11 protein-coding genes are annotated in these 14,136 nt (G+C 46.1%); 6 read left to right on the top strand and 5 right to left on the bottom strand.

Going from position 1 to position 14,136, the window contains the following annotated elements; all coding sequences use genetic code 11:
* The first annotated feature begins 103 nt into the window (after positions 1-103).
* The 3 genes from R7H07_RS11230 (at position 104) to R7H07_RS11220 (ending at position 2,651) form a co-directional block, all read left to right on the top strand.
* Positions 104-748: a recombinase family protein gene (locus R7H07_RS11230; protein ID WP_138939488.1), complete on the top strand. Its 645-nt coding sequence runs from the start codon at positions 104-106 to the stop codon at positions 746-748.
* Positions 745-1,929 carry a multidrug effflux MFS transporter gene (locus R7H07_RS11225; RefSeq protein WP_054576560.1) on the top strand — a complete coding sequence of 395 codons (1,185 nt, stop codon included), beginning with the start codon at positions 745-747 and terminating at the stop codon, positions 1,927-1,929. Before R7H07_RS11230 ends, R7H07_RS11225 begins: the two co-directional genes overlap by 4 nt.
* Positions 1,930-2,006: 77 nt before the next feature.
* Positions 2,007-2,651, top strand: coding sequence for an START domain-containing protein (locus R7H07_RS11220; protein WP_104976385.1), 645 nt, complete (start codon positions 2,007-2,009; stop codon positions 2,649-2,651).
* Between the two features lie 80 nt (positions 2,652-2,731).
* Here the strand turns inward: R7H07_RS11220 and R7H07_RS11215 are convergent, their stop codons facing one another.
* Positions 2,732-4,486, bottom strand: coding sequence for a hypothetical protein (locus R7H07_RS11215; RefSeq protein WP_206959510.1), 1,755 nt, complete (start codon positions 4,484-4,486; stop codon positions 2,732-2,734).
* A gap of 427 nt (positions 4,487-4,913) precedes the next feature.
* On the opposite strand from R7H07_RS11215, the gene R7H07_RS11210 reads away from it, so the two are divergent.
* Both R7H07_RS11210 and R7H07_RS11205 read left to right on the top strand, forming a co-directional pair.
* Complete coding sequence (locus tag R7H07_RS11210) at positions 4,914-5,867, top strand: M23 family metallopeptidase (protein WP_005374721.1); 954 nt, start codon at positions 4,914-4,916, stop codon at positions 5,865-5,867.
* Positions 5,771-6,223, top strand: a complete 453-nt coding sequence (locus R7H07_RS11205) for a bactofilin family protein (RefSeq protein WP_080276973.1) — start codon at positions 5,771-5,773, stop codon at positions 6,221-6,223. Before R7H07_RS11210 ends, R7H07_RS11205 begins: the two co-directional genes overlap by 97 nt.
* 87 nt (positions 6,224-6,310) lie before the next feature.
* On the opposite strand, the gene R7H07_RS11200 is transcribed toward R7H07_RS11205, so the two are convergent.
* A complete protein-coding gene (locus tag R7H07_RS11200) occupies positions 6,311-9,061 on the bottom strand; it encodes a M16 family metallopeptidase (protein WP_206959512.1) in 2,751 nt (916 codons plus the stop codon).
* Between the two features lie 364 nt (positions 9,062-9,425).
* On the opposite strand from R7H07_RS11200, the gene R7H07_RS11195 reads away from it, so the two are divergent.
* Positions 9,426-11,312: a methyl-accepting chemotaxis protein gene (locus R7H07_RS11195; RefSeq protein WP_206959513.1), complete on the top strand. Its 1,887-nt coding sequence runs from the start codon at positions 9,426-9,428 to the stop codon at positions 11,310-11,312.
* Positions 11,313-11,429: 117 nt separating this feature from the next.
* Here the strand turns inward: R7H07_RS11195 and fecE are convergent, their stop codons facing one another.
* From fecE to R7H07_RS11180, 3 genes are read right to left on the bottom strand one after another with little or no spacing between them, the layout of a single operon-like run.
* Positions 11,430-12,194 (bottom strand): Fe(3+) dicitrate ABC transporter ATP-binding protein FecE, encoded by a 765-nt coding sequence (fecE, locus tag R7H07_RS11190; RefSeq protein ID WP_054575393.1) that lies wholly within the window; start codon positions 12,192-12,194, stop codon positions 11,430-11,432.
* A gap of 2 nt (positions 12,195-12,196) precedes the next feature.
* Complete coding sequence (locus R7H07_RS11185; RefSeq protein WP_206959514.1) at positions 12,197-13,168, bottom strand: FecCD family ABC transporter permease; 972 nt, start codon at positions 13,166-13,168, stop codon at positions 12,197-12,199.
* Positions 13,165-14,124 carry a FecCD family ABC transporter permease gene (locus R7H07_RS11180; protein WP_373920866.1) on the bottom strand — a complete coding sequence of 320 codons (960 nt, stop codon included), beginning with the start codon at positions 14,122-14,124 and terminating at the stop codon, positions 13,165-13,167. Before R7H07_RS11180 ends, R7H07_RS11185 begins: the two co-directional genes overlap by 4 nt.
* Positions 14,125-14,136: the final 12 nt, after the last annotated feature.

The raw sequence follows: 14,136 nt of genomic DNA, 5'->3' as shown, positions 1-14,136 counted from the left end.
CTGACACCCAAACGGCTCATTTAGTGTTGTAAGCATTAATGAACCCATGTATATTTATGAGCCATCACACTATATGAACCAAAAAAAGAGGCTCATAATCCTTATGACCACGTATCTTTACACTCGTTATTCGCCAAAAAATCGAGCTTACCAAGAGCACCTTAATACTCTAAAAGCTTTTGCGCCCGAAGCTCAGCATTTTGAGGATAAGGTTCGTGGTTGCATGCCTCCAACCGAGAGAGAGGCATTCTTACGACTGCTCGATTCCGTCAGAGCTGGGGATACGATTGTGCTCTGGTGGCTGACCGCATTTGGTCGCGACTTTAGTCAAGCATTGAACACGATAAAAATGCTACTCGATAAAGGGGTAACATTAAAAACCGTATGTGAATCAATAACTTTTGAGCCAGGTTCTGTTCAAACTCAAACACTACTCACAGTGTTATCTGGATATGGGAAAGTGCAGACTGAACATCGCCTGTTTGCCGCAGAGCAAGGGCGACAGGCCATTAAAGAGCAGCCAGAATTATGGAAACAGAAGTTTCGCGGCCGCCCCGCAAACAAAACCAAACACCAACAGATCGCAACGTTGCTGCTAGAAGGCTACACATTGCAAAACGTAGCAGAGCAATGCGAAGTCAGTCTATCGACTGTGAAGCGGGTCAAAGCAAAGCTAAATGAAGTGGATGACGAAGGCGGCTTAAGATCACGACGCCAAAAAGGTTGTTTGAATGGAGACCAGTCATGAGTCGCCCAATCAACTCTCATACTATACTACTCGCCTGTCTTATTATTAGCGTTGGCCAGTTGAGCATGGGGCTAGTCATGCCCTCTTTGCCATGGATAGCAAAAGACTTTTCCATCTCCCTCGACCAAGCTCAACTACTTGTGAGTATTTATTTGCTCGGCTTTGGCCCCTCTCAATTTATCTACGGGCCAGTGTCAGATGCTTTAGGACGAAAAAGAGTATTACTTACCGGTTTACTCATCGCGATGTCTGGTCTGCTGATGATTATTTTCTTCAGTGACACATTTACAGGGATGGTGATGGGGCGCTTTTTACAAGGGTTAGGTACAGGATGCTGCGCGGTACTCGCGAGGGCGTCGACTCGAGATAGATTTAGCGGGGATGAACTCCCAGTGGCAATGTCTTACATCGCCATGGCGGCTTCAATCACGCCACTTATTGCACCTGTGATTGGCGGCTTTATCAACTTCCACTTCGGTTGGAGTATGGTGTTTATTTCTCTATTGGGCTATGTCTCGCTGGCCTGGGTAATCATCGCCTTTAAGTTCACAGAAACCATCACAAAACGTTCTGTCATTCCGTCACCCCGAAAAATGTTACTCCAATACAAGAGCTTACTTACGTCTCGTTACTTTATGAGTTTCGCCAGTATCAGTTGGTTAAACTTCAGCTTAATGATTACGACAGTCTCTGTGATGCCATTTATCATGCAAGATCAAATTGGCATGACCTCCGCTCAATACGCGATATGGGCGCTCATTCCCGCTTTGGGTATGTTATGTGGTACCACGATTTGTAACCGAGTAAGGCCAATTATTGGCAATAAAAAAATGCTGCTTTGCACCCCATTTCTTCACCTCGCTGCCGCAATATGGTTATTTTTCTGCCCTGTTGAGCCTCTATTTCTGATGCTAGGACAGCTATTAATGATCTTGGGTAATGGTATTGCCCTACCTTGTGCACAAGCGATGGTAATGCAACCTTATAAAAAGCAAGCAGGTGCCGCAGCGGCAATGTCTGGTGGTGGACAAATGGTCGTCTCCTCATTGGTCAGCTTAACTCTGGTGCAGCTTGGATTGAGTCAAGCATGGCATCTAGCGATCGTTATCGTAATATTTGCATCGCTTACCTTCACCAACATTCAACGTGGCTTTAGTGCAGAGCAACCTTCAGAACAATAACAACAAACATACTATTGTCCTTATAGCTACAACAAATCGTATAAATTTAAATTTAGGAAAAGTTGGCGGATACTAACATGATGTTGCATTTAAGAATGGGCGCCGTAACACTCGCCACATTGATATCCGCTGGTACTGATGCGAGCGCCAACGAGAACTGGCAGTTCGAGAGTGACAAGAATGGAATCACAATTTACTCCCGAGAACATAGTGACGGTTTAGTTGAGATCCGTGCCCGGATGTTCACACCCACCAGCTATGGTGCATTTTTAACGCTACTGGAAGACAGTGACAACATCCCGAACTGGATTGACAATGCCAGTCATAGCCGGGTTTTAAATCAGATATCGGCCACCGAGAACATCGTTTACACCCAGTTTAAAGCACCATGGCCTGCCAAAAATCGGGATATGGTCACCTACTCAAAGTACTGGGTCGATGAGCTGGGATTCACCGTAGAAATCAAAAGCGCACCTGACTCATATCTTGCTGAACAAAATGGTTATGTTCGAATTCGCTCGGTTGATGCGACTTGGGAGTTACAAAAACTCACAAACGATACAACACTCGTGGAATACAAGGCGTTTGCTGATCCCGGAGGTCTATTGCCAAACTGGCTGATCAACAAACTTTCAAAAGAAAGTGCATGGGCGACATTTGGTAACTTAAGAAAAGAGTTACCTGAATATCAGCAATACTCTCATCCTCAAATAGATGAGTAAGCGTCGCTCTTCCCACTCGCTTTTTAATGCGGTACATAATAACAAAAGGCGGCATATGCCGCCTTTTTCTACTCAATGTGTTACTGTTGTGCAACCGTTACAGGTTTAGTTGCACCACGGTAATCAAACTCAAAACCAATACCTTGGTCTGTCACGTCCATCGTCATACCACCAACAAGCTCGCCTTGTAAGCTTTTGACAACATCATCCGGAACCGGCTCCCCAGTGATTGACGACGCACTCTCTAACACTTCCAAAATACGTTCTGAATCAAAATCAAAGCTGAACAAGCCATTTGGAGAAAGTGATTGCGCCATCACTTCTTTGCTTGCTTCCGCAGCACTATCACCACTGTAAAGGGTGAAATGGTTTTCGTTTAGACGAGCAAACACGTCCACCTTCATGCCAGTATGCATTTCTAATAGGTCACTGACATTAACAGGTTGGTTATCCGGTTGAATTTGCAGTTGAGCAAGTTCAGGAACGAACATTTGCGCAGTTTGAATAAGCATCATTGGATCATTGGCAGAAAGAGACAACATACCATCTAGCTGGCTAAATACTTCACCATGCTGAGCATTAGTATCTACTTTGATATCAAACATTTGCAGGCTTAACCCTTTAAGGCCGTTAACCATGCCTGACCCCATGCTTACAGCGGCTGCTGGATTCTGGCCGCCCATCTCTTGCTGCATTTGTGTCAATAAAGAGCATTGGTATTGAGGCTGAGTCAAGTCAGCCCAAATCTGACCAATCGATGGCGCTAGCGTATTAATGTCTAAGCCAAGCGCCATACTAAAGAAACTCTTATCACTTTTAGACTCTGCCAATACACCACGAATCGACTTGAGCGCATCGAGAATCACTTTATTGTTGGACTCAACAACAAAAGAACCTTTAATGAACGCCTGATCGCCTTTCATCTTGTATTCTGCAAACGCGACGGACTGAGGCCAGTTTTCTGCAACTTGAGTAAGCTCAGTATGGCAGGCTGGTGAACGCATTTCCTCAATAGTTGGTTCAGGATCTATTGCATCCAACGTGCTAATTTGACGAGCAAACATATTGCCATCTTTCGTCGTCAAACCTTTAATCACTTCGCGATGATCAAAGTAACCAAAAGAGTTGTTGTTTTCACCGTATTTGGCTTGCAACGCCTCAAGACGTCCACTCTCAACAATATTTTGACTTGGTGCTTCAAGCCCTAATGCCATTTTAATCGGGTTTTGAACGCCCAGTTGCGGAACATCAACCGTTAACGTAAGCACGTTATCAACCACGGCTACAACCAAGCCAATACCGTCCTGCGGGTCAATTGAATCAGTCATCTCGTAACGACGATACTCGACTTCACCAAGCTTAACCAACTCATGCTTAGCGCCGCTCATCTGCTCTTCATGATCCAGTGTTTTCCATAACGCGGCAGGGTCTTCAATATCCACTTTGTACACCGGTACCATACCAATTGTGTACAACACAGGATTAATGTTTTCCCCGGTGCCCAAATAAGCTTTTAATGTTTCTGGCGACGCAGCACTCTCTAGGTACCCATCGAATAAGTTAACTGCAAACTGCTGTTGTGGAGACAGTGGTTCATCGGCAAAAAGTTCTGCAATCGAGCCTTGGTTCGCCGTACCGAATGCGTTCATGTATTTATAATGGTTAAAAGGTTCTGTCTGATACGTCACCATAAGTGAATCTGCAGGAACTTGCGTTAACAGTGAGCCTGCATCACTTGCGGTAGTATTGTTTTGGTACAGGTAGCCAGCGCCCCCTGCAGCTGCGACCACTGCTGTAGCCAATAGTAGTTTTTTCACGACCAACTCCGTTGTCATAGTTATGTGTTCCTAAACGAAATGTAACGCTTAGGTTTAAAGCCAATGAATAGTGCTTTATATCAACCGCTATCATAAACAAGTTATCGATGTAATGAATGTCGGTTTGATAAATTATCCAACATTTATAAGGCAAACCGTGAAGTAAGTTGAATTGCGTGCGGATGCTATTGGCAATATTCACAATCCAATTTCTCGGATAACCGCCTTAAAAATCATAATATTCAGTTAAATGAAGCGATTTGGAGTAATTACGACCAAAATCAGCAGAATATTAAATCTTTATTGAGTCTTTTATCTAATATCTGAAAACGCCTCACGACCTGACACTTCTTTCCAATTTGCCTCTGGCGGTCCCTACTCGTTTTCCTTACATTCCTACTAACTCAGTGACGAGACGTATACCAAATACGAGCAATAGAAGACGATGAAAGACCAGTTGACGATCTCTATATCAACTATCAATGGCTCAAGACATTGGTACTTCAGTAAAAGGATGCAACGCAACATAAAAACGTTTTTCGTTTTTTTTGTTGTTGCTCTGGCCGCGACCGTAATCTTAATTCATCACTTGTACACTCGCGTTGATAATGCAGCGTTAAAACAAGCTGAATTGACAGAGCATTCACGCACCATGGGTGAAGAGCTCAGCACACTGAAAACACTTAAATCAGAGCTAGAAAATGACCTTTCAGAACGGGAAGAGCGGGTACAACTTGTTTCGGAACGTTTGGGTGAATTAGAGAAAGTGCTTGGAGTTGGAGAACATACCTCGACAAATAACTTGGATGCTAGGCTCGATGCAGCGGCGATAACCTCAAACGTTCGCATGGTGTTATTAAACCAAATACCAAGTGGCTCTCCAGTCGGCAACGTACGGCTATCTTCCGGATTCGGTAAGCGTATCCATCCGGTGACAAAAGTTGCCAAAATGCATCGTGGACTCGATTTTGCCGTAAATATCGGTACCAAAATTTATGCCCCTGCCGATGGGGTAGTGGAAGTTACCCGCCGCAGTAATAAAGGCTCTGGTAACTTCCTCAGGCTACAACATTCTTTCGGTTTTTCGAGTTCTTATTCGCACTTGAAAGCGTTCAAAGTAAAAAGTGGTCAGTTCGTCAAAAAAGGGCAGCTGATTGCAATTTCCGGCAACAGTGGGCTCTCTTCTGGCCCTCACCTGCATTACGAGGTGCGATTTGTTGGGCGAGCACTGAATCCGAAACCATTTGTCGATTGGAGCCTTAATGATTTCGAAGACATTTTTACTAAGGAGCGAAGAATACGATGGGAATCTTTAATCAAAACAGTGGAACAACGAGTAGCTCAGCAGCTTCAACTCTCATCGCCAAAGGCTGTTCTCTTAGCGGAGAACTCAAAGTAGAAAACGATGTCCAGATTGATGGCATCGTCGATGGTCAAATTAACGTGGAAGGCACTCTCGTTGTCGCAGAAAGCGGGCGAGTAAACGGTGAAATCTACGCTAAACAGCTGATCATTAATGGCATGATGGACGGAAACTGTCACGCAGAACACATTCAAGTGCTTGCCAAGGGACGCGTAAGCGGTAGGATCTGGAGCAATAACCTCAGCATTGAACCTGGTGGCAAATTCTTTGGTGAAGCAGCCGAATTACCTGAAAAGGAAGTGGTAACGTTAAAGGGTAAGGCTCAAGACAGTGCGATCACAAAAGAAAACAACACCAACAATGAAAAGCGACTTTCGCGTAAATCAGCATAAAAGCTTTGATTAAAGTGCTTAAAAAAGACGGCTTTCACGCCGTCTTTTTTATTACTATTGCCACGATTTTCGTCAGAAACTACGTGATTATTCGGCCGGATTTAAAACCATCACCGAGCGTTTTGCTTGTGGACCAAAAGCTGATTTTGCATGCGCTTTCACTTCATCTAACGTCACACTCTTAGCCACTTTCTCAACGTCAAGCAACACATCGACGCCGTAATCATGCACCAAATAACGAGTATATGCCCATGATCTCTGTGCTGGGTTGTCATCCAATCCTTGCATCGCGACTGCCAGTTGTTTCGCGGCCGTATCCACTTCTTTTTGGGTAATATTTGACGCTAAACCATCAAACACTTTGCCCAGTTTACTCTCTAAAAGTGCCACGTCTTCGGGCTCAACTTGAGACTCCAAGAGCCAATCAGAGATGGGTTCGCGATCTTGTGTCATGGTGTAAATGCTCGGGCTGTAATCAAGGCTAGACTCTTCTCGCACAATATCCAAAACACGTGCATTACTAATACGTTGCAAAATATCTTCGATAACCGTGTCTCTTGCCGTACGTTGGTAATCGCTCGTATTAGTCAAACGCATTACATACAACGATGAAGGTTCATGCCCATCCGCAACCACAGTTCGCTCCGGCACTTCCGGGTTAAACGCAACGTGATAATCAATCGAACGACTCGGTTTCATTTCGATAGAGGCCACATACTTACGCAAAAGTGGTGTAATTTCTTCCGGCTCTACGTTTGCAACAATAACCATCTTAAAACCATCATTGGTTTTGAAAAGTTGCTCATGCACCGCTAGTACCTGCTCGGAAGTCACTTGTTCAACATCATCACTGGACACTATACGATGACGACTCCCCGGCAAATAAGAATTGCCGTTTGCTTTTTGAATCAGTTTTCCCATCGGTGATTCAAAAAAAGCGCCGCTCTGCTGTTTAAACTCTTGCTTCGCTGCTGCCATCTGGCGCTCGTCGACTTTAATCTCCGTCGCTAGGTTGTATAGTCCATTCAAAGCATCAGTTAGGTGCGTATTTGGCGCCGTAATTTGAGCTCCGTGACTGGTCGCATCAAGCATCGCGCCAAGCGCAATGTTGTTTTTGCGTAAGTAGCTATCTAGCTCTGAACCAGAAAATGCCCCTAACCCACTGCGTATTGCCGTTGTTGCTGCGATTTCATAAGCGGCATACAACGTCGGATCAACAGCGGCTTTACCACCTTGGCTCGCATAGTAAATATACGCTCGACCACCCGCTTTAGTATCTTTTTGGAACCACACTTCGACACCGTTTGATAGCGTATAGACTTGAAAACCACCCGCTTCCTGACGCATGCTCGTGATGCTGCCTTCCTGGGTAGGCTTTAAGAATCCATCCACTTTGTCATACATCTCTAACGGTTTTTCGCCAGTTTGAAGATAGGCACTGTTTAGAGCGGCAAATACACCATTGAACTGTTCTGACGTTTCGCTTTTCCCCAAACCAATAAAAAAGCTTGGCTGCTGAGATAACAAAGCCGCCAATTGTGTGTTAATGCTCTCTAAATTCTCGTTGTTGATGAATTCTGCCAAACTCTGGGCATAATTCTCTTTTGATTGGCTGACACTGTCTTGTCCAATTTGAAAAACACGTGCTTCTGCGTAACTGTTTGGCTTACGCTGACTCCAATCTGAATCAATATTTGCAAGTTCACCTTGCCAATTTGACATAACGCTATCTAACTCGGATTGAGTCGCACCATAATCTCTCAACGACGCCAAGGTACGAATGAAAGTCTGGTGCATTTGTTCGCGGCGATCTGGTGCAAACGAAATCCCTGCCGACATCATACGCTGATAGTTAGAGTAATAGGGCTCTGCATAAGCGTATTGAAAAGGTTCAGCGGCATCACTGAGTACACGGATCAAACGCTGTTGAATGAGTTGTGTTGCGACTTCATCACGCCACACTTCATGTTGTTGCTCAATCGTCGTGCCGCCACTTAGACCACGCTCAATCACTAAATGAAGACTTGGTGATTCCATCGTGTTACTTGGCAAGATTCTGTTTTCGTTGTTCACTCGAATATCACGGCGCTTCTCTATTACCGTATCCGAGGTACTTTCCCAGTTCGAGAACTTGCTTTTGATAATCTTGGACAGTGAATCTACGTCGATATTACCAGTCACAATCAACTCGGCATTTTGTGGCTGGTACCATTTGTCGTAAAACGCCTTTAACTTACTTGAGGAAGCATTTTGAATCGCTTCGCGAGTACCAATTGGGTCATGCTCACCATACATAGTGCCTTCAATCGAGGCTTGGTAAGCATGCATAGAAAAGGACTTATCATCCGGATTGGCACGTCGCCATTCCCCGAGAATCACCCCTTTTTCTTTCTCTACTTGCTCAGGAGCAAACTCAAGTCCGTTACCGATATCTCTCATCCACTTCAGGGCATCTTCTAGCTTCGTATTATTCGCAAGGTCAAGTTGGTAAGACGTTTGCTGATAACTGGTAAAAGCGTTGATATCAGCGCCAAAGCTACCACCAGATTGCTCAAAAAGTTTGACAACGTCGTTACCGGTAAAATGCTCACTACCATTAAACGCCATATGCTCAACAAAGTGAGCGTAACCCTTTTGAGAAGATGTTTCTTGGAATGAGCCGATATTCATCACCAAACGGACCGAGACTTCTTGGTCTTCTGTTGGATAGAGATGGTATTTCATACCGTTCGATAACTGGTCCACGTGCCAGTTGGCGTCAGGTTGAATCGGCGTCGACTGTTGTATCAGAGCACACCCTGACACTAATAACGCGGGGACTAACAATATACTGCGCATAACGATTGCCCATAACAATGATTAAGCTAATCAATATATATCCGGTGCTATAACCTTCACATTTTTAATGGATTATCAGACACGCAAATGTGATAAAGATCACCATTTATTGAAATCAATTCTCATTTACAAAAATCGACAAATCCTTACTTTACAAATACATAAATAATATCGTTCCAAATCCTTTTGCTTATTTGGTGTAAAACTCAAATTCGCGACATGGAGTCAGTATTTATTTTGAGCAATAAAATATAATTATTGAACAGATTCGAATCTGACTTTCTGCTGCATATTCAACAGCGCAGAGAGCACTGATGAGAATAAAAACACAACAACTATTATTCAAAGATCTATTATTCGCTTTATGTTCAAAAATCTATCATTAAAAAACAAACTGGCAATCTCTGCCAGTGCCGCCATCATTCTAGGGGGAGTGCTGGTAGAGGGGCTGTCTTTTCGAGATTCATTAAATAGGCTCGATGTCGAAGTCGCACAGCGACTAGAAAGCACTAGCGCATCTTACAATCAATACGTAAAGGACTGGCTACTCTCTAAAGAGCGCGCACTAACTTCACTCTCTTCTGATTCAGAGAAACGTTCTCTGGTTACGCATTTGAAACAAGTCCGAGACTCTGGCGCGTTCGATAACGTTTTCCTCGCTTACCCGGACGGGTCACAAGACAACGCTAATGGGGTGGTTTTGCCACCAGGTAATAACGATCCTCGTAAGTGGGGCTGGTACACCAATGCAATCGCCAACCCATCGAAAGTCTTTATGGATAACCCGACCGTCGCAGCTGCCACGGGGGCTAACGTCGTGTCGCTCGGTAAAGCCCTGCAATTGCATGGTCAAACCGTCGTTCTGGGTGCTGACGTAGAGATCGGTGATATCCTGAACAGTCTCAACCAAGTGATCCTACCGGGTGAAGGTTATATGTTTATTGCCAATGAACAGGGCAATATTTTCAATCATAACAACGGTAAACTGCTGAATCAACCGGTTAGCAAGCTAGGCCTCAACAACAACGACATTACGTCTGCCGCACGTTCAGGTACAGAGCGTCGCGTCTCTATTAACGGCACCGAATATGTGATTTACGCGCGCCACATAGAGGGTACCAAGCTCACAACAGTGACGGTTTTAGATCAAAACTCGTTGGTTGCCCCACTCTACGATGCTGTTTGGGATCAGATCATCGCAACCACCATCGTCGTCGTTATCTGTGTGGCTTTGTTTAATCTGCTATGTAGCATCTTGTTCCGTCCGCTCTACAACGTTTCGAATGCGCTCGCACAAATCGCAAACGGCAGCGGCGACCTAACTCAACGCATCAAAGTAGAAAACCGTGACGAAGTTGGTGAGCTGGCTGAAAACTTCAACCAGTTCGTTGAAAGTTTGCAGCAACTTATTGGTCACATTCGTCACCAAGCGGAAGAACTGAGCCAACAATCGGAGCTGAGCACGAATCGCGCGAATCAATCGGTTTCCGATCTGAACCATCAGCAACAAGAAATCACGATGGTGGCGACCGCTGTGACTGAAATGGCATCGGCAACGCAAGAGATTGCAGCACATGCAGAGCAGACGGCTAAAGCCGCTCAAGACTCTTCAGCGAGCACACAAAATGGTCATGAGTTAGTGATCAACTCCAAGTCATCCATCAACAATTTGTCTTCTGAAGTCAACCAAGCGAGCGTTGTCATCGGCGAGCTCAACCAGCACGCGCAAGACATCTCAACCGTACTATCAACGATTCGAGACATCGCAGAACAAACCAACTTACTGGCTCTGAATGCGGCGATTGAAGCGGCGCGTGCAGGTGAACAAGGTCGCGGTTTTGCCGTTGTTGCAGACGAGGTTCGCGTGCTATCACAACGCACACACACCTCAACCGAAGAGATTCGCTCGACGATCGAGACTTTGCAGCAAACCACACAACGCGCCGTGACCATCATGGATACAAGCTCTCAGCTCGCGCAAGGTTCGGTGGAAGATGCAGATCGCGCAGCACTGGCTCTGGATGAAATCAACGCGGCCGTTGCGCTGATCAGCGATATGGCAACGCAAATTGCGACAGCCGCCGAAGAGCAAACGCACGTAACCAATGAAATCACGCAAAACGTCACGTCCATTAAAGATGTGACCGATCACTTGGTAGTTGGTGCCGAAGAATCGATGAATCAATCTGCTGAGCTGAAATCGCAAGCTGAGGATCTCAACTCGAAAGTGGCAACGTTTAAACTGGCTTAAACGCCACATTAAGGACGCTCTTAAAAACAACAAACCCCGCTAGCGACTTTGTTACTAGCGGGGTTTGTTTTTATGGATCGACGTTTTTACTGCAGATAGCTTTCGAAAGACGTAAACCTACACCGCCACACACATCGGCGTGCCTGAGATTGGGTCGTTAAATACTCTCGCTTGTAAATCAAACACCGATGCCAACATACCTTCTGTCAGTACCTCTTGCGGTGTTCCCTGCGTGACTAACTGACCTTTTTCCAACACCACCAAATGATCGCAGTAACGGCACGCTTGGTTTAGATCGTGCAGCACTACGACCACTGTTTTGCCTTTGTCGTTCATCTGCCTCATGAGTTTCATCAGCTCAACTTGGTGAGAGAGATCCAAGTAAGTGGTTGGCTCATCAAGCATCACTACGTCGGTATCTTGCGCCATTACCATCGCAATCCACGCCCTTTGCCTTTGACCGCCAGACAGCGATTCAACTGGCTTGTCAGCAAACTCAATCACGCCAGTATCTTGCATTGCTTGCTCGACTAAGGTCTTGTCTTGTTGACTTAACCGGCCCCAATGAGAGAGATAAGGCGAGCGGCCATATTCGACCAGTTTTCTGACTGTAATACCTTCAGGACTGACAAGAATCTGCGGCAGCAAAGACAACGAACGCGCCAAGCGTTTATCACCGTAGCTGCTTAGTGGTTTGTCGTCATACAACACTTGGCCAGAAGCAGGTTTATTGATGCGTACCAAGGTTTTTAATAGTGTCGATTTACCGCAACCATTTGGACCAACTAGTGCGGTAATTTTACCTTGAGGAATCGACAAAGAGAGATCTGGAATGATGGTCTGTTTGCCGTACGCGACGGATAAGTTCTGCGTTCGTAACATGCTTACCAACCTCTGTAACGATACAAAAGAAAAATGAAATATGGTGCGCCAATAACAGATGTTAGCACTCCCGCTGGTAGCTCAATTGGCGGCTGTAAGCCTCTCGCTAAACCATCGGCGCAAATCACCAACAAAGCGCCAAGGGTTGCAGCGGCTGGAATCAACAACTTGTGGTTGTGGCCAAACAGCAAACGCGCAAGATGCGGCGCAAGCAGGCCAGCAAAGCTGATCGTGCCTGCCACAGACACACTGATGCTCGCCAATAGCACGGCAGCAATCAGCGCAAGAATTTGGATCTGTCTTGGTTTCGTGCCAAGTGTAGTGGCGCTTTCTTCTCCCAGTCCCATAACATCTAGCCGCCAAGCCAGCCAAAACGCCAATGGCAGTAGCAGCAATAAAGCACTCCAAATAAACGGCACTTGTTGCCAGTTTCGTCCCCACAAACTGCCGGTTAGCCATACCATCGCCGTGTTGATTTCAATAGGGTGCACAATCAGAAGAAAATCGATACCGCTGGCTAAAAATGCGCTGACAGCAACACCAATCAGCGCCAAACGTGCTGGTGTTGGTTTCGACCAGTAAGCCAGCACAGCAATAAAGCCAGCAGCAAGCAAGCCTCCCGCCATGGCGACCATCGGCAACATTGCCACTGGCGCATTCGGATACAGCACCAAACAAGCGGTAGCCGCCAGTCCTGCTCCGGCGCTTATCCCCATTAAATCTGGTGAGGCAAGTGGATTACGGATGACGCCTTGAACTAAAACGCCTGACAGCCCCAACCCAGCGCCCACGCCAATGGCGAGCAACATTCTCGGTAATCGATATTGGTGAATCACAAAGTCCGAGTCAGAGAAAGAAAACAGTAATGCAAAAACCTGTTGAGCCGACATGTTCGCCGCGCCAACAAACAGCGTGAGAGAAGACGTAATCAGCAACAATCCAACTAATGCAAACAGTTTGGTTTGATTCATCATGATGATTTCCTCATTGCAATCGCGATAAAGCAAGGTGTGCCCAACAGCGCGGTAATCACGCCCACTGGCGTTTCAGCCGGAAAAGCAATCGCGCGTGATAAAGCATCTGACCACGTCACTAATGTCGCGCCACACAAGGCGGAAACCGGAATGAGAATGTGATAGTTGTGACCAACAATCGGGCGCACCAAGTGCGGCACTAACAACCCGACAAAGCCAATTGGCCCAGCAATCGCTACGCTAGTTCCTGCCAACAGCACAACCGATAAACCACTGATAAATCGCGTAAGACGAATGTTACCACCTAGCCCAACAGCAACTTCGTCCCCCAACGCGAGTAAATTTAAGTTTCGCGCTAAGCCCATGGCGAGCACCAAACCTAAAGTCGCAAAAGGCCACAGTTGCTGCCACTGCTCAGAATCTACCGCAGAGAGTGAACCCGTTAACCAATGCAACACGCTGTAAGCCATGTCATCCGCCAAAATTACCGACGCACGAGTTAACCCTATCAGCAACGCACTGATGGCAATGCCCGCTAGCACTAAGCGCAATGGGTGAGAACGCGCGGAGAAAAAACCGCCCAACAACATGACCGCACCACCACTTAGTAGCGCGCCGAGTACTGCGTTGATGATTGGGTTCAATTGACTAAAGAATGGTACGCCGATGGACGCCAAGGCCATAAAACAAGCCGCACCAGCATTAATGCCGAGAATGGATGGCGACGCCAAAGGGTTACGAGTCAATCCTTGCATCAGCACTCCGGATACCGCAAGCGAAGCGCCAATTAATAACCCAGCATAGGTACGAGGCGCACGCAGCGTCGCGAGGATTTGATGCAGCATATTGCCCTCATCAAACGCAAACCAATAGCTTGTCAGATCATTAACGCTCAAAGAAAAGTTGGACCAGCCAATCATTGAGGCTGCATAGCCTGAGAGCGTACACAAGGCCATAGCACAGACAAA

Source organism: Vibrio sp. Vb1127, from assembly GCF_033338735.1.
Classification (GTDB): domain Bacteria; phylum Pseudomonadota; class Gammaproteobacteria; order Enterobacterales; family Vibrionaceae; genus Vibrio; species Vibrio alginolyticus.
Note: the sequence above shows the minus strand (reverse complement) of the source record. Positions and strands in the feature narration are given on the sequence as shown.

Bases quoted from the DNA above. Each gene is read 5' to 3' on its own strand.
- R7H07_RS11185 (WP_206959514.1), bottom strand. From the start codon at position 13,168: ATGATGAATCAAACCAAACTGTTTGCATTAGTTGGATTGTTGCTGATT.
- fecE (WP_054575393.1), bottom strand. From the start codon at position 12,194: ATGTTACGAACGCAGAACTTATCCGTCGCGTACGGCAAACAGACCATC.
- R7H07_RS11220 (WP_104976385.1), top strand. From the start codon at position 2,007: ATGATGTTGCATTTAAGAATGGGCGCCGTAACACTCGCCACATTGATA.
- R7H07_RS11180 (WP_373920866.1), bottom strand. From the start codon at position 14,124: ATGGCCTTGTGTACGCTCTCAGGCTATGCAGCCTCAATGATTGGCTGG.
- R7H07_RS11210 (WP_005374721.1), top strand. From the start codon at position 4,914: ATGAAAGACCAGTTGACGATCTCTATATCAACTATCAATGGCTCAAGA.
- R7H07_RS11205 (WP_080276973.1), top strand. From the start codon at position 5,771: ATGGGAATCTTTAATCAAAACAGTGGAACAACGAGTAGCTCAGCAGCT.
- R7H07_RS11225 (WP_054576560.1), top strand. From the start codon at position 745: ATGAGTCGCCCAATCAACTCTCATACTATACTACTCGCCTGTCTTATT.
- R7H07_RS11200 (WP_206959512.1), bottom strand. From the start codon at position 9,061: ATGCGCAGTATATTGTTAGTCCCCGCGTTATTAGTGTCAGGGTGTGCT.
- R7H07_RS11195 (WP_206959513.1), top strand. From the start codon at position 9,426: ATGTTCAAAAATCTATCATTAAAAAACAAACTGGCAATCTCTGCCAGT.
- R7H07_RS11215 (WP_206959510.1), bottom strand. From the start codon at position 4,486: ATGACAACGGAGTTGGTCGTGAAAAAACTACTATTGGCTACAGCAGTG.
- R7H07_RS11230 (WP_138939488.1), top strand. From the start codon at position 104: ATGACCACGTATCTTTACACTCGTTATTCGCCAAAAAATCGAGCTTAC.